This window comes from Clostridium sp. DL-VIII, from assembly GCF_000230835.1.
Classification (GTDB): Bacteria; Bacillota; Clostridia; order Clostridiales; family Clostridiaceae; genus Clostridium.
In genome coordinates this window covers 727,501-747,500 of the sequence record NZ_CM001240.1, presented here as the reverse complement: position 1 = coordinate 747,500, position 20,000 = coordinate 727,501, and the positions used below count along the sequence as shown (strand labels likewise).

Here is a 20,000-nt window from a genome sequence, read left to right as displayed (position 1 = left end):
ATGGTGAGCATGTCATCATTTACCTTTCCACATACTTCTTCAAAAGTCCCATACGAAATGTATCCATCTTGAAGTTTTGTACTCAATAGCCATTCTTTATTTACTGCATTATAAAAGTCATCTTGCACTCTTATATCTTTACTACGTTCTACATTGCTTTTATTCGCCACTCCTATTGCTTTGAACTCAAAGCTATATGCAGTATTATTTAAAGACATTGATATACACAAAATAAATACTATTATTGCTGAAATTTTCTTTAGTACATTTTTTCTCATACTTTTCCTCCTTATCTCATTAAATTCACACTATATTCTCTATAAATCAATACGTTTCCACTTGACTTAGAAAAAGTGTCTAATACTATTATTTAATTTATTGCTATAAATAATACGTACTTTTGAAATAAAAAAACTACCTTTAATTTTTATCTTTAAAGGTAGTTTTCTTTTTCTAATTTTCTTATTCTTTTATGTTTCAGCAGCGGAATCATCTAGGATACAACTCCTGCAATTATAATGCCAATAGCAATCATAAAACCAGCTATAACAATAGCCATAGCAACATTTTTCTCCCTTAGTTCCTGATTGAAGTCAATTTTAGTTAAAACCTTATCAAAAAACCAATATCCAAAAATTAAAAGTATAATTCCTATTAATCCAAAGATAATGCTTGATACAATATTATTGAGAATACCATCCATAAAAATTATCTCCTTTCTTAATTTTACTTAATATATGTAGGCATATATATAGCATTTTTATTAGTTATAAAATCACCTATTCTAGTGTATATTCCAGATGGCTTATCATCTGTTACATATACTCCTATCACAGGAAACTGATATTTACTATATTCTTTTATTGTTGAATGTGCCTCTATATTTAAAGGCCTGGTATTTATTCTATTTTGAAATATAACATCATTTAAACTGCTATTTTCCGAATAACTCAAAGTAATTCCAGAACCTTCTCTCGATAAATATGGCTTGGCTACATAATCAGGTGAAAGCTTATTATCAGGTTCTAAACATGTGTATGGTATATACTTTAAAATAAATTTTTCCTCATCTTCTGTAAAAAATTCTTTCCCTATTAATTCATAAATCACCGCAAAAAACGCTTTAGATTGAGTTATCAATGTATGCGCTGGATTTATTAAATAATCTCCAGAATTTAAAATTTCAATTGTCTTTCGCATTTTCTCATCATAATAAAACCAATCTAAAGGATAATGCCTATAAATAGCATCAATTTCTTTTCCATAAAGATAAAGTTTATTGTTCTTAGCCTTCAAATCATATATATTTCCAAAAGTAATATCATACTGTTGCAGCTCCTTTAATATTTCAGCAATTAAGTTACTTGTATATATATCTTCATAATACCATGAAGTCACGACTCCTATATTTTTCACTTTTTTATATTGTTTAAATTCTTCTAATATATGTGAAAATATATCTTTTATTTTATTCCTAAAATTTTCATTATGATCAGCATATTTAATTTTTAATTCTTTACTGACTACAGAGTTTACACCAATAGCTTCAACTAAACCCGCTGGGGTTTCTGAATTGAACTCTAAAATTTTTAATTCTCCATTATTATCAATAACAAAATCTATTCTTCCTAATGCACAAAGAACAGAAGTGCATGAAATAGAAGTTAACTTATAAAGCTCTTCCGGTATTCCTAGTATAGGTCCTAAAAGTTCTATGTTTTTTTGTACATATGGATACATTCTTTTTAATATCGCACAAAACTTATGACTTGTAAAAAGCATTTCCTTATAAATACTTTCATCTATAATCAATGAATCTAAGGAAATATACTCATTATAATTTGTATATGCTCCTGTAAAATCATATTTAAAAGTGATCTCTTCTATTAATCTATCCCAAACTTTCTTTCTATTATTTCCTTTGAATTTTTCTATATAAATTGGTATATCTTTAACTCCTAATGGACACATCCAGGTATAGTTATCATTAGTTAAAAAATCGCTGCTCCACCTAACTAAAAATCCTTGAACCTTATCCTTTATTAAGTAAACACCAAAATTTCCAAATGCTAAAGTAGGAATATTCATATTAAAATCGCCTGGAGCATAAGTATAGTCTTCTTTTATATTAATTAAGTTTTGCTTTACATGTATTTTAGGGCTTTCTAATATAATTTTCATCTGCTTTTCCCACTTCTCTTGCGTATACATATTCCCAATGTATACTTCTTGGCTATATCTTCCTAAGGAAGACTTGATAACATAATTATCTTTATTTTTTATTACCTCATCAATGTGATTTGCTTCTAATATTTCCGTATAAGGTATACATTTGCGAATAACTTCCTTATCCCTTAAAGAGAGAAGCTTAGAATCTTTCTTCACCAAATCCCATAAATAAGCAAGGAAGCCTTTTGCTTGAATAGCAATAATTCTTGGGTCATTGATTAAAAATAACTTTCCTTTATCAACGCACTCTAAAATTTCGTTTATATTGGTAATTTCAGAGAAGAATTCAGTAGGAAATAGCCTTAAAATTACAGTTAACTTAATAGTTGAATATCCATAGACATATCCATCTTTAACAGACAAATTAGTAGGACCTACCTGTACAATATTAATATTTGTATTCTTTAATATATATTTAAAGTAGAAGCTATGATGAAATTCTTCATAATGACATGGATCCATCAAAAATCCCACGTTTATTTTTTCTTTAGCTCCTGAATACTTAAAGCAGATTTCTATCAGCTCACTTATTAAAGTATCTATAAATTTACAATTTAAATTCCCTTCAAAATTACTCTTACCTGCTAAATGTATTTCTTTTTGCCCACAAGGTTTATCATAATTAAATTCAGCAAAATAAATATTATTATCAATATCTATAAATGTATCATATCTTGTCCAAAACATTGGTGAAACTGGGCACTTTAAATCAAATATCTTTTCTTTAAGAATAAAGTTATCAAAATAGTTCAATACTTCCTTATGATTTCCTTTAATTTCATTTAATATCTCCAATGAAATTCTATTTATTTCTTCACTATAAAATATCATCTTCTCATAGGTAACTTTATCAAAATAGAAAGGTATCTGTGAATGAACATGCTCTTCTCCTAATGAACTAACCATATAGTTATTAAATAAAACATTCTCAGTATATTTAAGTTGTTTTTCCATAGCATTATTCACTCCTTTAATTAATCTTTATACTACAAGAATAATATAATAATTAACTTGATGAGCTTCCTCCTATTGATCCCGAGTATCCTGAAGTCTTTCCTCCACTTGATCCATCACTTATTGAAGATTTTCCACTTGACGAACCTCCACCATAGCTATGCCATCCTCCAGAATATCCGCCACCGCCCCCAGAGCTGTTATTTTCTTGATCATCATCATCATCTTTTGGATTCGCATTATAGCAGCCTCCAAGTCCAATAGGGCTGCCAACTGCAAATGCTGCTGCCACTGCTATTGATAATGCTCTCTTTTTGTTTTCTTTTAATATTTTTCTAATGTCTCTCACTATATCATCACCCTTATTATTTCTACCCTTATATCTTTTTCTATATAATTTACGTATTCTTTTAAATCTTCCTTTATCTCATCCTTAGTTAAAATAGTTACCTTGTTATATCTCATTTCTTTTAGCATTTCAATATAAGGAAGATCATCCTCACCTATGCCATATTGATTATTCAGCTTGTCTACTAAATCTTCATTTCTTAAATTGTTATCATACCTATCATAAGGAATTAACATAACAAATTTCTTTGGATTTATTTTTTTTAGTTTTAATCCATTATTTATCAACTTACTAATACTATCCTTATTGCCTATTATCCCAAATGGATGAAATAGAAGATTAACATTTAAAATAGGTCTTATACAGTAATTATTATTTAATACTAATGCTAAATCCAAAATATCTTCTAATGGTAGGTCAACTATTAAGAAATTATCTTCATTACAATTTTTAATCACATCTTTTAATATAATTTCATTTAGTTCACTTATGTTTTCTTCCCTTAATGAAAAATCATCATATGTTTGCAGTGATACAAATGGTGTACTTCTAAAGAAACATCTAAATGGCCCTAAGTTTGACTTCCATGTTCTGTACAACATTCTCAAATCTACTTCTATTAAATTCATACAATGCCTACCTTTCGTATGTAACAGCATAAATACCATCTAATGATATGCACTGTTTGAACCCATCCTCAGTTATGAACACTACATGACTGTCCCCGCATTGATCTTCACAGACTTCTCCTTTGAACGAAATTTCAGGTTCAGAATTTTGCCAAGAAGTAATATTCAAATACACGTTTATTTCCTTTGCATATGATAAAAAGCCATAAGGAAGCTTGTATATTATGGCAAAGTTGTTTTTCAGAGATAACATTTGTCTGTAACTTTTGTAATCTATAGTCGTATCAATCACAAAGACTCCATTGTATACAGAATTAACTTCTCCCTCGAGAGTCTCTGTAGGCTTGTCATCAAACCATTCTTCATAAGTTTTATAAACGTAAATATCCATTTTTACCTCACACTCGTTCTCAATACTTCAATTAATAACAATATTATAATATATTTATCGCTAATTACATATTATACCTTATACTCCTTTGTTCAATTTTTAATTAGTTTAACTTTTAGCAATGCTTTGTTTTTTAACTTCACTTCCACATCACCCTTCTCACTTATTACTTTACAATTATACCACTATTTGTATTCCTCTTCATTTATTTTTATCTTAAAAACATAGTTGTATAAGAAACTATTACATCCTTAAATTTAAAAAAATAGTAACACCAACAATTTAGTAGATCTTCTAAACTATCAGTATTACTATCTATCTTTTACATCCATGTTGAAACATATTTTAAATGTATACTTGTAAGTATACATATATTTCAAGAAATTTTTTATCTATTTAAATTCCCTTCTTCATTTTTGCAATAAAGTTCATCTTTAATTTAATTGGAAACAATTTTGTTATTCGGTTTTTAAAACCAGGAATAATAATATCCTTATTTTTCATAAACTGTTTATAAGCATATGTCACAACTGTTTCAGCAGTCATAGAATTTTGTGGTGTCTTTGTTCCTTCTTTCACAAAAAAATCCGTTTTTGTAGGACCAGGGCACAAAGCAGAAACTTGTACACCTCTTTTCTTTGCTTCATAACTAATTGCTCTGCTATAACTTAATACAAAGGCTTTGCTTGCACAATAAGTACTAGTATACGGCCCCGGCATAAAAGCACCTGTAGAAGAAACATTTAAAATTCTGCCCTCTCCAAATTTATACATATCAGAAATATATAATTTGCATAGCTCTACAAGATTTATAATATTTAATATCATCATTCTCTCATCATACTCAAAATTTATTTTATCTGTTGGACCAACCAATCCTATTCCTGCGTTATTTATAAGCACTGAAATACTTAAATTATCTTCCTTAATCTTGTTATATAATTGTATCGCCGCTCCTATCTTACCCATATCCTGCTGATATATTAATACATGTATACCAAACTCATTCTCTAATTTTTGTTTCGTCTTTTGCAATCTGTCATTGTTAGAAGAAACAATGACAATATTATATCCATCCTTAGCAAAATTCTTTGCAAATTCAAGGCCAATTCCGCTTGTCCCGCCAGTAATTAATACATATTTCACCTACTACACTCCTTTCTTCTTATAAAATTATAGAAGAAAGATTTATTTTAGTAATTCACACAGGTTAATTAAAAGAATTATTTTTCATTTCTTTTCTTATTCTGCTCAAAGATGCTGGTCTTATCCCTATATAAGATGCAATATATTTCAGTTCAACTCTGCTATGTAGATGAGGATAATTTTCGCCAAATTCAATGTACTGTTCTTTTGCATTGAGCAAAGCTGAATTTTTAGCCTTACTTTCTAATCTTCTAACTATCTTTAAATAATAATCAAAAATCAAAGACTTAATCACATCATCTTCGTTCATAATTCTATGCACAAATTCATATGAAAATTGAATACATGCGCAATCCTCTAAACACTCAATAGTAAATGATGAAGGCTTTTCTATCCATAAACCTTCAGAAGAAAATATTTCATTCTCGCTGCTAAAACATTTTGTAACATCATTTCCCTGTTCATCGGTATAATAGCCTCTAACTATACCAGAGATAATAAAATAGAGTCTTGTTGCTCTCATTCCCTCCAATAATACAATATGTTTGGCTGGAAATTCGACAAAGGAGGCTTCGCTATTAATCATATCGGCAATATCTTTACCTATCTTAACTCCAAGCCCCTTTTCCAAATACTTACTAGCATTAAACACTTCTATAAGCTCCTTATTCAATTACTATTTACAATTTAAGAATATAATATAATTTTATCTTCCTTGCCATTAGAATAATATAATATATTATTTTATTAAATTTTACCATATATACAAATACTCTTCCATAATACCTAGTGACATTATAACTATTATCTTTTCATAAGACAAAGTAACCATTATGCCACTCATAATTATTCTTTATAAATTAAAATAAGTAGTATCTCAAAACTTTGCAAAATAAAAAAGATAGCCATATCAGCTATCTTTTATCTTACCTCGCAACGTCCTACTCTGCCACACAGTCTCCCATGCAGTACCATCGGCGCTATAGACCTTAACTTTCCTGTTCGGAATGGGAAGGAGTGTTACCTCTATGCCATCATCACGAGATGCTAGTTCATTCCAAATCTTTGATTTGGCTAAATGAAGTGTACACCAACGAACGAATGTGAGTTAGTGTTTCCTTTAAAAAGAAACTTTAATTCATACTATTCATTTGGTTTTCAGTATTCACATACTTGCTTGAAAAAACATTTTGTTCTTTCAAAATTGCACATAGTCCTTAATGTATTACAACTTGATTTATATTGGTCAAGCCCTCGACCTATTAGTATCAGTCAGCTAAATATGTTACCATACTTACACCTCTGACCTATCAACCTTGTAGTCTTCAAGGGGTCTTACTAGCTTATGCTATGGGAAATCTCATCTTGAGGTGGGCTTCACACTTAGATGCTTTCAGCGTTTATCCCTTCCCGACTTAGCTACCCAGCTATGCTTCTGGCGAAACAACTGGTACACCATAGGTCAGTCCATCCCGGTCCTCTCGTACTAAGGACAGCTCCTCTCAAATTTCCTACGCCCGCGACGGATAGGGACCGAACTGTCTCACGACGTTCTGAACCCAGCTCGCGTGCCGCTTTAATGGGCGAACAGCCCAACCCTTGGGACCTACTTCAGCCCCAGGATGCGACGAGCCGACATCGAGGTGCCAAACCTCCCCGTCGATGTGAACTCTTGGGGGAGATCAGCCTGTTATCCCCGAGGTAGCTTTTATCCGTTGAGCGATGGCCCTCCCACGAGGTACCACCGGATCACTAAGCCCGACTTTCGTCCCTGCTCCACTTGTAAGTGTCGCAGTCAGGCTCCCTTCTGCCTTTGCACTCTTCGAACGATTTCCGACCGTTCTGAGGGAACCTTTGGGCGCCTCCGTTACATTTTAGGAGGCGACCGCCCCAGTCAAACTGCCCACCTAACAATGTCCTGTCACCAGTTTCATGGCATCCAGTTAGAACTTCAATACTATCAGGGTGGTATCCCAACAACGACTCCTCCAAAGCTGACGCCCTGGTATCCCAGTCTCCCACCTATCCTGTACAGACAATACCGAAATTCAATGCTAAGCTACAGTAAAGCTCTACGGGGTCTTTCCGTCCAATCGCGGGTAGCGAGCATCTTCACTCGCACTACAACTTCGCCGGATTTGCAGTTGAGACAGTGCACAAGTCATTACGCCATTCGTGCGGGTCAGAACTTACCTGACAAGGAATTTCGCTACCTTAGGACCGTTATAGTTACGGCCGCCGTTTACTGGGGCTTAAGTTCATACCTTCGCTTGCGCTAAGTATTCCCCTTAACCTTCCAGCACCGGGCAGGCGTCAGCCCCTATACATCAGCTTTCGCTTTAGCAGAGACCTGTGTTTTTGTTAAACAGTTGCTTGTGCCTATTCTCTGCGACCTACGTTTCCGTAGGCACCCCTTATTCCGAAGTTACGGGGTCAATTTGCCTAGTTCCTTAACTGCAATTCTTCCGTCGGCCTTAGGATTCTCTCCTCATCTACCTGTGTCGGTTTGCGGTACGGGCACTACTTCTCTCTCTAGATGCTTTTCTTGGAAGCATGGAATCAGATACTTCGGTTCCGTGGAACCTTCCCCATCACGCCTCAGAATTGTTGGAACGGATTTGCCAATCCCAACTCCCTAAACGCTTAGACTAGCATCCAATAGCTAGCACATCCTATCCTTCTCCGTCACACCCTCAATATTAACGATGATAGTGGTATTGGAATATCAACCAATTGTCCATCGGCTACGCCTCTCGGCCTCGCCTTAGGTCCCGACTAACCCTGAGAAGACAAACTTTACTCAGGAAACCTTAGATATTCGGCCTGTAAGATTCTCACTTACATCTCGCTACTAATGCCAACATTCTCACTCGTAATCAGTCCACCGCTCCTTTCGGTACGACTTCAGCCCGATTACGACGCTCCTCTACCGCTCACAATAAATTGTGAACCCGTAGCTTCGGTGGTAAGTTTGAGCCCCGGACATTTTCGGCGCAGGATCTCTTGACTAGTGAGCTATTACGCACTCTTTTAATGAGTGGCTGCTTCTAAGCCAACATCCTAGTTGTCTTAGAAATCCCACATCCTTTTCCACTTAACTTACACTTTGGGACCTTAGCTGACGATCTGGGCTGTTTCCCTTTTGACCATGGAACTTATCTTTCACAGTCTGACTGCCGGACTGATAGTATATGGCATTCGGAGTTTGATAAGGTTCGGTAAGCGCTATGCCCCCTAGCCTATTCAGTGCTCTACCTCCACTACTCACATTTTCCGACGCTAGCCCTAAAGCTATTTCGAGGAGAACCAGCTATATCCGAGTTCGATTGGAATTTCTCCGCTATCCACAGCTCATCCCATGCTTTTTCAACAGCAACGTGGTTCGGTCCTCCACGAGGTTTTACCCTCGCTTCAACCTGGCCATGGATAGGTCACCCGGTTTCGGGTCTACAGCATGCAACTAGTCGCCCTATTAAGACTCGGTTTCCCTTCGGCTCCGTACCTTAAGTACTTAACCTCGCTACATACCGTAACTCGTTGGCTCGTTCTACAAAAAGCACATCATCACACACATAAGGTGCTTTGATCGGTTGTAGGCACATGGTTTCAGGTTCTATTTCACTCCCCTCCCGGGGTTCTTTTCACCTTTCCCTCACGGTACTGCTTCACTATCGGTCATCAGGTAGTATTTAGCCTTGGGAGGTGGTCCTCCCTGCTTCCCACAAGGTTTCACGTGTCTCGTGGTACTCTGGTGCAGAACTGCTCATTATAGTTTTCATTTACAGGACTATTACCTCCTACGGTCCAACTTTCCAGTTGTGTTCAATTAACTATAATTTCACGTTATGTTCTGTCCGCAACCCCAGAGATAAATCTCTGGTTTGGGCTCTTTCCTTTTCGCTCGCCGCTACTAAGAAAATCGATTTTTCTTTCTCTTCCTCCAGGTACTTAGATGTTTCAGTTCCCTGGGTTTACCTTCATAAAGCTATGTATTCACTTTATGATACATGGGGTTTCCCATGTGAGTTTCCTCATTCGGAAATCTTCGGATCTCTGACTATGTGCGTCTACCCGAAGCTTATCGCAGCTTATCGCGTCCTTCATCGGCTCCTGATGCCAAGGCATTCACCATGCGCCCTTTGTAGCTTGACCTTTTGCTTGCTTATTGATGTCAATTGCTTCGTCGTCTGCTGAAATTTTCTCGTTTACGTACATTTAAGTACGCTTCACTCCAAAATTTCATCGACTCCTCGCACTTGCCACCAATAAGCTGCGCAAATTGGCTTACAAATATAGTATATAGCGATATATATTATAATTTGCTCCAATTTGTTTTTAATCATTTCACAAAGAATATTTATTCTTGGCTTTGTTGTATTTTATATACATTAATCTATGTGCAATTTTCAAAGAACATTTGCTTGCTTATTACCCCCAATTGCTTCGTCAGCTGCAAATTTTATTCATTCATGTACGTAAAGTACACTTCATTTCATAAAATTTTTGCTTCCTCGCACTTGTCGCTACTAAGCTACGCAATTTTGAAAGACTTAGTCTTTCAAAATTGAACAGAAACATAATACTTTAAGTAACCTGTCGAGTAAGTATTTATATTTTGATACATAAATGTATCTGTACTAGTCAGACATCATGCTGATCTAGATTTCTCCATAGAAAGGAGGTGATCCAGCCGCAGGTTCTCCTACGGCTACCTTGTTACGACTTCACCCCAATCGCTGACCCTACCTTAGGTCGCTGCCTCGCTTACGCGTTAGCTCACGAACTTTGGGTATTGCCAACTCTCATGGTGTGACGGGCGGTGTGTACAAGGCCCGGGAACGTATTCACCGCGACATTCTGATTCGCGATTACTAGCAACTCCAGCTTCATATAGGCGAGTTTCAGCCTACAATCCGAACTGAGACTGGTTTTAAAGTTTGGCTCCACCTCACGGTTTAGCATCTCTCTGTACCAGCCATTGTAGCACGTGTGTAGCCCTAGACATAAGGGGCATGATGATTTGACGTCATCCCCACCTTCCTCCCGGTTAACCCGGGCAGTCTCGCTAGAGTGCTCAACTAAATGGTAGCAACTAACAATAAGGGTTGCGCTCGTTGCGGGACTTAACCCAACATCTCACGACACGAGCTGACGACAACCATGCACCACCTGTCTTCCTGCCCCCGAAGGGCTTCCTCGATTAAGAGTAATTCAGGAGATGTCAAGTCTAGGTAAGGTTCTTCGCGTTGCTTCGAATTAAACCACATGCTCCGCTGCTTGTGCGGGCCCCCGTCAATTCCTTTGAGTTTTAATCTTGCGACCGTACTCCCCAGGCGGAATACTTAATGCGTTTGCGGCGGCACGGAGGTCATGACAACCCCCACACCTAGTATTCATCGTTTACGGCGTGGACTACCAGGGTATCTAATCCTGTTTGCTCCCCACGCTTTCGAGCCTCAGTGTCAGTTACAGTCCAGAAAGTCGCCTTCGCCACTGGTATTCTTCCTAATCTCTACGCATTTCACCGCTACACTAGGAATTCTACTTTCCTCTCCTGCACTCTAGATATCCAGTTTGGAATGCAGCACCCAGGTTAAGCCCGAGTATTTCACATCCCACTTAAATATCCACCTACGCTCCCTTTACGCCCAGTAAATCCGGACAACGCTTGCCACCTACGTATTACCGCGGCTGCTGGCACGTAGTTAGCCGTGGCTTCCTCCTCAGGTACCGTCATTATCGTCCCTGAAGACAGAGCTTTACAATCCGAAGACCGTCATCACTCACGCGGCGTTGCTGCATCAGGGTTTCCCCCATTGTGCAATATTCCCCACTGCTGCCTCCCGTAGGAGTCTGGGCCGTGTCTCAGTCCCAATGTGGCCGATCACCCTCTCAGGTCGGCTACGCATCGTCGCCTTGGTGAGCCGTTACCTCACCAACTAGCTAATGCGACGCGGGTCCATCTCATAGCGGATTACTCCTTTAATTGCTATGCCATGCGGCACTACAATCTTATGCGGTATTAATCTTCCTTTCGGAAGGCTATTCCCCTCTATGAGGCAGGTTACCCACGTGTTACTCACCCGTCCGCCGCTAATCCACTCCCGAAGGAGCTTCATCGCTCGACTTGCATGTGTTAAGCACGCCGCCAGCGTTCGTCCTGAGCCAGGATCAAACTCTCAATAAAAAGTTTAATCTTAGCTTACTCAAATAAAAATTGCTGGTTTACTTAAATGTACTTATTATTTTCTGTTCAATTTTCAAAGACCATTTTCTTTCACAACTTTCGTTGTAATTACTTGTTATTTATTGTCGTTTCTGACAACTTATTCAGTATATCATCGCATTTAAATCCTGTCAACAACTTTTTATAAAAACTTTTCAAACTCTCTTTATTGGATGTTTTCAAGTTTCAACCTGTTGTTGTTTCTGTCTCTCAGCGATGTATTTTATCTTATCACTTTTATAATTCTATAATTACTCATATCTTTATTATTAAATGCGTTCACATTATCATTTCGTGATAATTCTTCATAATTCTACCTTTTATGCATATTGATACGCTAGACATAGTTTACCCAATAAATTATCTTATATAACTTCTTCAACATAATAATATTATAAAATAATCAACTACTTAATTTTTCACTATGTGTTCGCCGAACTCATTCGCCCTTCGCCCATGTTCGTCTGACATTCACCCCATTTATAATTCAATTTTATTTTTTGTGCTGCACTTCGTCGCTTTTAAATTGTCATTTATGTTTTTAGATACCCTTAATTAATAATATTTTTATTCACATTATTGTTTTTGCTCTTTATACTTATCCACATAAAACCTTTTTATTTGTTGATATTTTAAACAATATAATAAAGACATTAGTTAACATAAGCCACTGTCTTTTCTTCATTTTAAAGTTAAAAAGCAGCCTAATTAATCACTGCATTAATAGTTAATAAATTCATCCTTACAATACTCGGGATTATATTTTTATATAGTCCCATATTTATTTCAGTAACACTTTTTTATAATTTTATATAGTATAACTGTAGTAAATATTTTTGTAATTCCTAAATACTATAAATGGCAGTGGCATTGACAGTATCTATGGTTATTAATAAAATACTAGCTACTGTTTCTGTAATTATTCTAAATATATAATAAAAGGCGGATTCATACATGAAAACATTAACTCGATTTAAATTTTCACCGGATACCAATATATTTAAGGAAGGTATTTATAATTTGACTGATCTTGGAGCATTCTTAGAAAATTCACTTTATGAAGCTCAGAATGTTTCTCAAAACAAAATTGCAAACGTACTTATATTTGATGAAGATTATACTCTAATTCAATCTATCAAATTAAATCCTAATTGCCCGAAGTATACTTTAGCTTCATTAAAATCCACCTATAAAGTTGTAATAATAGGCGATGGTGATGTATATATTTCAAAGAAACAAGAGTAGTAAACAATGTAGGATTTGCTTACTACTTTTACTTAGCTTTAAATGTATAGTATTAAAAAGGTAGATTAAGTATTTCTACTTAACCTACCTTTCATTAAAACTTATTCCTAATCCGCTCAATGTAAATTTTACTGTACTATCTATAATATTTTCTAAATCTATTTTTTCATTATGTATTGATTCATATATTGCCGATGAACATAATGATCCAAAAAATTGAAATGCTAAAAGTTCAGTATCACCTTTTTTCATTAATCCTAATTCCATAGCACTTTTTATATCTACTTCAATCTCATCTATATATTTTTTTATTTTGTTGCGTAATTGATTTTGCCTGTCTTCTGTTCCCCACAGTTGACTCATTACTACCTTAAAAAAACTTGTATATCCATATAAAAAAGTTAATTGTATTCCACATATACTTACTAACTTTTCTACTGGCCCTATATTCATTACTTGAACCTTTGTAACTTGATCATACAATATTCTAAGCCCTTCCTCAACAATAAAATTAAATATTTCTTCTTTACTTTTAAAATGATAATATAAAGTTCCTTTTACTAAATCTGCATTAGCGGCTATCTCATCCATGGTAGCTCCTCTATAACCAGATTCAGAGAATACTTTTATTGCAGATTGAAATATTAGTTCTCTTGTTTTTGTTTTATTCATAGCACTTCTCCTCATTTCATTTTTTGAATTTACATAATGAATTATATAAATAAAGGCAGACTAAGTATTTCTACCTAATCTACCTTAATTCTTTGAAGATAGTAAACCGATTCTTATACGGATTAAGTAATGAAATATAAATCCACACCTAAAGACATATACAACCATATTTTAAATTACCTACCAGTAAGGAAAAAGTGTTTTTTCTTTAAACGTACAAATACAATAATAAAACAGCAACATTGTTTATTTTTAGAGACAATACAAAAAATTGTTCTATAGCATAGAGAACCAGCTTACTAGAGTTTCTTTTAGCTCTAAGTATTTACACTCTCCCTACTATTTAGACAACAAAAACCTACAACAGTGAGAGTGATATTCTTCTTCTAGATAGCTTAGTAATATGCTTATCAAAATATCAGAAAAATAAGAAATTCAAAAATCAAAGGCTGGAAATAGTTTTATAAATAATAATTCCCTAATCAGAAATTAAACCATAATGTTTTTTTATCCCTAAATATAATGATAGAGATAGTATAACTACTCACCTCAATGCTGCCATGTATATTATCTATATTTTTTATAGTAATAAAGTTTTCTTCATTATATTCAATCTAGAGAAAAGATTGATTACTTATCGGCTATGAAAAAATAAAACAGTAGTTGAATTACTCCTAGCTACTAGCTTACTCTAACAAAAAAGTAATATTACTTAACAATTTTCTTATTTAGTTCATCTATAAACTCCTGTTTTCTTTCTGGAGAAATTATTATGAAATCACTCTGAAAGTTTCTATAATACTTGATTTCTATTCTATCCATAGATAAAGCTGGCGAAGATATTAAACTTTTACTTTTCTTAAGTGAAACAATATCTTTATAGTCAATTTTGATATTTACCATTAGTCCACACCTTATATGTATACACGAATCTTCAAAAACATAATAGGTAAAAAGATACATTGGCAATATAATTAATATTAGTACAGCAATAAATAAAATTAACATTATTATACTTATTTTATTTGTAACATATGAATAGAATAACCATAAGGTTAGTATTATAAACAATATAACTACAAGGTGAAACCATAAATCAATTTTAGATTTAAATTTCATTTTAATACTCCTTCATAATAAATTATTATTATGTATTTATTATAATCTACACTTATACTATACAATAATCTCTTTTTCTTTTAAGATATCTACTATAAAACAACATTGTTTATGAATAATCATAAAATCATCATTATCAGTTAGATCACTATTGACTAACAAATATACTTTTTTATTGCTAATTTCAAAACAAAATACTGGCAACTGCGTTAATATATGAAATCTATCTTCACTAAAAACTTCATTAAAAATTTCTACGTTATTTGTTTTTATTTTATATTTTTTATCAATTGAAGTATTTGTTTTTATTTTATCGTATTTGAATGATCTTATAAGGCTAGGCAGACCATATGGACCTAAATAAAAACCAAGATTCGTCTTACGTGCAAATAAAAATTTAAAGTTACCTTTATTGTCTATATTAATACTAGCTTTTGAAAAATAGTAATATAATCCTTTCTTTATAGGTACTAAATTATAAATTAAATTTAAATTTTTGTATTTTGCTGTTATTGCGCAACTATTCAAGATTGATCTTCCAGAATATTTCCCATTTATTTTGTTGCAATAATCTTGCCATATAATTAATTCATCTGCTATAAAAATACCTCCTATAAATTTTTATCAAAAACACCATTTTAAATTAATTATAACATGTACTACCATTAAGCGTGAAAAAAGATAAAGCAATAGCTTGATTGCTCCTAGCTGCTGGTTATTATCTGTATGTAAAAAATATTAGTAATATCGATGCATACAGCTATTTAGGTTGAGAAAGAATACTACAATACAACTTTGATAAACCTAGTAATATCAACAATCTACGCCATTTAGGCTAATATTTTTCTTTATACTTGATATTACTATATATTCTAATCATTATTTTTTTCTTTATCAACTTCTATTGGTTGTATTAATTGTTATAGCAATAAAAATACCAACATTTTAGTCTTATGCTAAAGTGTTGGTATTACTACTTTTATGATGAGCTTGTGAGATTCGAACTCACATCTTCTGGAAATATATAACTTGCTGCTTTTTACTATCAATTAGTCATAAATGGCTCAAATACGTCCCCCAATATATTCCATACTATCTAATATTACTGTCCAATGTTATTGGATAAGGAGCAAAATGGGGCAAATTCAAATTATATTTTCCTTAAATATTATTATCTCCTTGAGTAGTTTTTTAACATAAAATAGACTTACAATATAAAACTTAGTTCAATTTTGCAAGCAATATCTGAAAAATCTCTTCATTAATAATAGTCTTCCTAAAACTTTACCTTATTATAAAATAATCCTTACTAGTTCTTCGCCGTCTGTTCGCTCTTCACCCCATGTTCGCCTAATATCAACCACATTTATGATTCAGATTATCTACTTGGTACTTTTCTATCTGCTACTCGATACCTTTCTCACTCTCTCTTATCTGATAGACTATCACTTTTAGTCTATCTACTCGGTACTTTTTTGCTTTTGCTCCCTACTTTATTCAAAAATTATTGAAAATTATATTATTTTTTAATTTCAAAATATTGATTCAGATTGTTTATACAACAATGCTACTTTCTTTAATCGCTACGACCACTCTCTATAGCTAAATCTATTTCTTTACTTACTTTTATATAAGCTCTTGTGTCTTCTTGCCTTATTCCATGAATATTTCTATTTTAACATTAAAAACAATTTTATTCACAATTTTGTCCTTATTATCTATACTTATCAACAGCAAACTTTATTATTTGTTGATATTATAATTTATAATAAATAAAAATATAAAAAACTTAGTATTTTTAGCCCGTATAAACCAACCCTACTAAGTTTTTCAATAACAAATAAATACTATATGAATGTCACTTAGGACTCATCATAAATTTATTTGTTATAAATTATAATTCATAACTTCAAGATTAAAATTCCTAATCTATTGGTTATGAGTCAATTGCTCTAATCAACTCTACAAAAAATCAAAAAAATACCTCAAGTGATTTTAGTAATCACTTTGAGATATCCTTTTTACTTACCTCGCAACGTCCTACTCTGCCACACAGTCTCCCATGCAGTACCATCGGCGCTATAGACCTTAACTTTCCTGTTCGGAATGGGAAGGAGTGTTACCTCTATGCCATCATCACGAGATCTATTCAATTGAAAGATTTTGTTCTTTCAAAATTGCACATAGTTTCTTAATGTATTACAACTTGATTTATATTGGTCAAGCCCTCGACCTATTAGTATCAGTCAGCTAAATATGTTACCATACTTACACCTCTGACCTATCAACCTTGTAGTCTTCAAGGGGTCTTACTAGCTTATGCTATGGGAAATCTCATCTTGAGGTGGGCTTCACACTTAGATGCTTTCAGCGTTTATCCCTTCCCGACTTAGCTACCCAGCTATGCTTCTGGCGAAACAACTGGTACACCATAGGTCAGTCCATCCCGGTCCTCTCGTACTAAGGACAGCTCCTCTCAAATTTCCTACGCCCGCGACGGATAGGGACCGAACTGTCTCACGACGTTCTGAACCCAGCTCGCGTGCCGCTTTAATGGGCGAACAGCCCAACCCTTGGGACCTACTTCAGCCCCAGGATGCGACGAGCCGACATCGAGGTGCCAAACCTCCCCGTCGATGTGAACTCTTGGGGGAGATCAGCCTGTTATCCCCGAGGTAGCTTTTATCCGTTGAGCGATGGCCCTCCCACGAGGTACCACCGGATCACTAAGCCCGACTTTCGTCCCTGCTCCACTTGTAAGTGTCGCAGTCAGGCTCCCTTCTGCCTTTGCACTCTTCGAACGATTTCCGACCGTTCTGAGGGAACCTTTGGGCGCCTCCGTTACATTTTAGGAGGCGACCGCCCCAGTCAAACTGCCCACCTAACAATGTCCTGTCACCAGTTTCATGGCATCCAGTTAGAACTTCAATACTATCAGGGTGGTATCCCAACAACGACTCCTCCAAAGCTGACGCCCTGGTATCCCAGTCTCCCACCTATCCTGTACAGACAATACCGAAATTCAATGCTAAGCTACAGTAAAGCTCTACGGGGTCTTTCCGTCCAATCGCGGGTAGCGAGCATCTTCACTCGCACTACAACTTCGCCGGATTTGCAGTTGAGACAGTGCACAAGTCATTACGCCATTCGTGCGGGTCAGAACTTACCTGACAAGGAATTTCGCTACCTTAGGACCGTTATAGTTACGGCCGCCGTTTACTGGGGCTTAAGTTCATACCTTCGCTTGCGCTAAGTATTCCCCTTAACCTTCCAGCACCGGGCAGGCGTCAGCCCCTATACATCAGCTTTCGCTTTAGCAGAGACCTGTGTTTTTGTTAAACAGTTGCTTGTGCCTATTCTCTGCGACCTACGTTTCCGTAGGCACCCCTTATTCCGAAGTTACGGGGTCAATTTGCCTAGTTCCTTAACTGCAATTCTTCCGTCGGCCTTAGGATTCTCTCCTCATCTACCTGTGTCGGTTTGCGGTACGGGCACTACTTCTCTCTCTAGATGCTTTTCTTGGAAGCATGGAATCAGATACTTCGGCTCCGTAGAGCCTTCCCCATCACGCCTCAGAATTGTTGGAACGGATTTGCCAATCCCAACTCCCTAAACGCTTAGACTAGCATCCAATAGCTAGCACATCCTATCCTTCTCCGTCACACCCTCGATATTAACGATGATAGTGGTATTGGAATATCAACCAATTGTCCATCGGCTACGCCTCTCGGCCTCGCCTTAGGTCCCGACTAACCCTGAGAAGACAAACTTTACTCAGGAAACCTTAGATATTCGGCCTGTAAGATTCTCACTTACATCTCGCTACTAATGCCAACATTCTCACTCGTAATCAGTCCACCGCTCCTTTCGGTACGACTTCAGCCCGATTACGACGCTCCTCTACCGCTCACGCAAAAGCGTGAACCCGTAGCTTCGGTGGTAAGTTTGAGCCCCGGACATTTTCGGCGCAGGATCTCTTGACTAGTGAGCTATTACGCACTCTTTTAATGAGTGGCTGCTTCTAAGCCAACATCCTAGTTGTCTTAGAAATCCCACATCCTTTTCCACTTAACTTACACTTTGGGACCTTAGCTGACGATCTGGGCTGTTTCCCTTTTGACCATGGAACTTATCTTTCACAGTCTGACTGCCGGACTGATAGTATATGGCATTCGGAGTTTGATAAGGTTCGGTAAGCGCTATGCCCCCTAGCCTATTCAGTGCTCTACCTCCACTACTCACATTTTCCGACGCTAGCCCTAAAGCTATTTCGAGGAGAACCAGCTATATCCGAGTTCGATTGGAATTTCTCCGCTATCCACAGCTCATCCCATGCTTTTTCAACAGCAACGTGGTTCGGTCCTCCACGAGGTTTTACCCTCGCTTCAACCTGGCCATGGATAGGTCACCCGGTTTCGGGTCTACAGCATGCAACTAGTCGCCCTATTAAGACTCGGTTTCCCTTCGGCTCCGTACCTTAAGTACTTAACCTCGCTACATACCGTAACTCGTTGGCTCGTTCTACAAAAAGCACATCATCACACACATAAGGTGCTTTGATCGGTTGTAGGCACATGGTTTCAGGTTCTATTTCACTCCCCTCCCGGGGTTCTTTTCACCTTTCCCTCACGGTACTGCTTCACTATCGGTCATCAGGTAGTATTTAGCCTTGGGAGGTGGTCCTCCCTGCTTCCCACAAGGTTTCACGTGTCTCGTGGTACTCTGGTGCAGAACTGCTCATTATAGCTTTCATTTACAGGACTATTACCTCCTACGGTCCAACTTTCCAGTTGTGTTCAATTAACTATAATTTCACGTTATGTTCTGTCCGCAACCCCAGAGATAAATCTCTGGTTTGGGCTCTTTCCTTTTCGCTCGCCGCTACTAAGAAAATCGATTTTTCTTTCTCTTCCTCCAGGTACTTAGATGTTTCAGTTCCCTGGGTTTACCTTCATAAAGCTATGTATTCACTTTATGATACATGGGGTTTCCCATGTGAGTTTCCTCATTCGGAAATCTTCGGATCTCTGACTATGTGCG

The 20,000-nt window shown here is 35.9% G+C and carries 12 protein-coding genes and 5 rRNA genes (2 of these 17 only partly in view); 1 reads left to right on the top strand and 16 read right to left on the bottom strand.

Going from position 1 to position 20,000, the window contains the following annotated elements; translation table 11 throughout:
- The 11 genes from CDLVIII_RS03595 to CDLVIII_RS03545 form a co-directional block, all read right to left on the bottom strand.
- Positions 1-278: the 5' end (the start) of a M13 family metallopeptidase gene (locus CDLVIII_RS03595; protein WP_009168070.1), read on the bottom strand. It extends 1,780 nt beyond the left edge of the window; 278 of the gene's 2,058 nt are visible here — the first part of the coding sequence; the start codon lies at positions 276-278; the stop codon falls past the left edge of the window.
- A gap of 215 nt (positions 279-493) precedes the next feature.
- Positions 494-703, bottom strand: a complete 210-nt coding sequence (locus CDLVIII_RS03590) for a DUF350 domain-containing protein (RefSeq protein WP_009168069.1) — start codon at positions 701-703, stop codon at positions 494-496.
- A gap of 23 nt (positions 704-726) precedes the next feature.
- Positions 727-3,183, bottom strand: a complete 2,457-nt coding sequence (locus tag CDLVIII_RS03585) for a glutathionylspermidine synthase family protein (protein ID WP_009168068.1) — start codon at positions 3,181-3,183, stop codon at positions 727-729.
- Between the two features lie 52 nt (positions 3,184-3,235).
- Entirely contained in the window at positions 3,236-3,532 is a 297-nt protein-coding gene (locus CDLVIII_RS03580; RefSeq protein ID WP_009168067.1) for a hypothetical protein, read from the bottom strand.
- Positions 3,532-4,161, bottom strand: coding sequence for a hypothetical protein (locus CDLVIII_RS03575; protein ID WP_009168066.1), 630 nt, complete (start codon positions 4,159-4,161; stop codon positions 3,532-3,534). Before CDLVIII_RS03575 ends, CDLVIII_RS03580 begins: the two co-directional genes overlap by 1 nt.
- A gap of 7 nt (positions 4,162-4,168) precedes the next feature.
- A complete protein-coding gene (locus tag CDLVIII_RS03570; RefSeq protein WP_009168065.1) occupies positions 4,169-4,552 on the bottom strand; it encodes a hypothetical protein in 384 nt (127 codons plus the stop codon).
- Between the two features lie 396 nt (positions 4,553-4,948).
- Entirely contained in the window at positions 4,949-5,698 is a 750-nt protein-coding gene (locus tag CDLVIII_RS03565; protein ID WP_009168064.1) for an SDR family oxidoreductase, read from the bottom strand.
- Positions 5,699-5,762: 64 nt separating this feature from the next.
- On the bottom strand, positions 5,763-6,350 hold the full coding sequence (locus CDLVIII_RS03560) for a Crp/Fnr family transcriptional regulator (RefSeq protein WP_009168063.1): 588 nt from the start codon (positions 6,348-6,350) through the stop codon (positions 5,763-5,765).
- Positions 6,351-6,626: 276 nt separating this feature from the next.
- Positions 6,627-6,743: ribosomal RNA gene (gene rrf, locus CDLVIII_RS03555) — 5S ribosomal RNA — on the bottom strand.
- A 197-nt stretch (positions 6,744-6,940) separates the two neighbouring features.
- Positions 6,941-9,850, bottom strand: a 23S ribosomal RNA gene (locus tag CDLVIII_RS03550).
- Between the two features lie 522 nt (positions 9,851-10,372).
- Positions 10,373-11,885 (bottom strand): 16S ribosomal RNA (locus tag CDLVIII_RS03545).
- The 16S, 23S and 5S rRNA genes sit together here, the layout of an rRNA operon.
- A gap of 993 nt (positions 11,886-12,878) precedes the next feature.
- Between CDLVIII_RS03545 and CDLVIII_RS03540 the strand changes: the two genes are divergently transcribed.
- Positions 12,879-13,169: a hypothetical protein gene (locus CDLVIII_RS03540; protein ID WP_009168062.1), complete on the top strand. Its 291-nt coding sequence runs from the start codon at positions 12,879-12,881 to the stop codon at positions 13,167-13,169.
- An 84-nt stretch (positions 13,170-13,253) separates the two neighbouring features.
- Here the strand turns inward: CDLVIII_RS03540 and CDLVIII_RS03535 are convergent, their stop codons facing one another.
- From CDLVIII_RS03535 to CDLVIII_RS03515, 5 genes are all read right to left on the bottom strand, one after another.
- Positions 13,254-13,841: a TetR/AcrR family transcriptional regulator gene (locus CDLVIII_RS03535; RefSeq protein ID WP_009168061.1), complete on the bottom strand. Its 588-nt coding sequence runs from the start codon at positions 13,839-13,841 to the stop codon at positions 13,254-13,256.
- Between the two features lie 708 nt (positions 13,842-14,549).
- Complete coding sequence (locus CDLVIII_RS03530; protein WP_009168060.1) at positions 14,550-14,960, bottom strand: PH domain-containing protein; 411 nt, start codon at positions 14,958-14,960, stop codon at positions 14,550-14,552.
- A 57-nt stretch (positions 14,961-15,017) separates the two neighbouring features.
- Positions 15,018-15,488, bottom strand: a complete 471-nt coding sequence (locus tag CDLVIII_RS03525) for a hypothetical protein (protein WP_009168059.1) — start codon at positions 15,486-15,488, stop codon at positions 15,018-15,020.
- Positions 15,489-16,987: 1,499 nt separating this feature from the next.
- Positions 16,988-17,104 (bottom strand): 5S ribosomal RNA (gene rrf, locus CDLVIII_RS03520).
- A gap of 72 nt (positions 17,105-17,176) precedes the next feature.
- Positions 17,177-20,000: ribosomal RNA gene (locus tag CDLVIII_RS03515) — 23S ribosomal RNA — on the bottom strand; it runs 86 nt beyond the window's last position.

Bases quoted from the DNA above. Each gene is read 5' to 3' on its own strand.
- CDLVIII_RS03535 (WP_009168061.1), bottom strand. From the start codon at position 13,841: ATGAATAAAACAAAAACAAGAGAACTAATATTTCAATCTGCAATAAAA.
- CDLVIII_RS03575 (WP_009168066.1), bottom strand. From the start codon at position 4,161: ATGAATTTAATAGAAGTAGATTTGAGAATGTTGTACAGAACATGGAAG.
- CDLVIII_RS03585 (WP_009168068.1), bottom strand. From the start codon at position 3,183: ATGGAAAAACAACTTAAATATACTGAGAATGTTTTATTTAATAACTAT.
- CDLVIII_RS03570 (WP_009168065.1), bottom strand. From the start codon at position 4,552: ATGGATATTTACGTTTATAAAACTTATGAAGAATGGTTTGATGACAAG.
- CDLVIII_RS03540 (WP_009168062.1), top strand. From the start codon at position 12,879: ATGAAAACATTAACTCGATTTAAATTTTCACCGGATACCAATATATTT.
- CDLVIII_RS03530 (WP_009168060.1), bottom strand. From the start codon at position 14,960: ATGAAATTTAAATCTAAAATTGATTTATGGTTTCACCTTGTAGTTATA.
- CDLVIII_RS03590 (WP_009168069.1), bottom strand. From the start codon at position 703: ATGGATGGTATTCTCAATAATATTGTATCAAGCATTATCTTTGGATTA.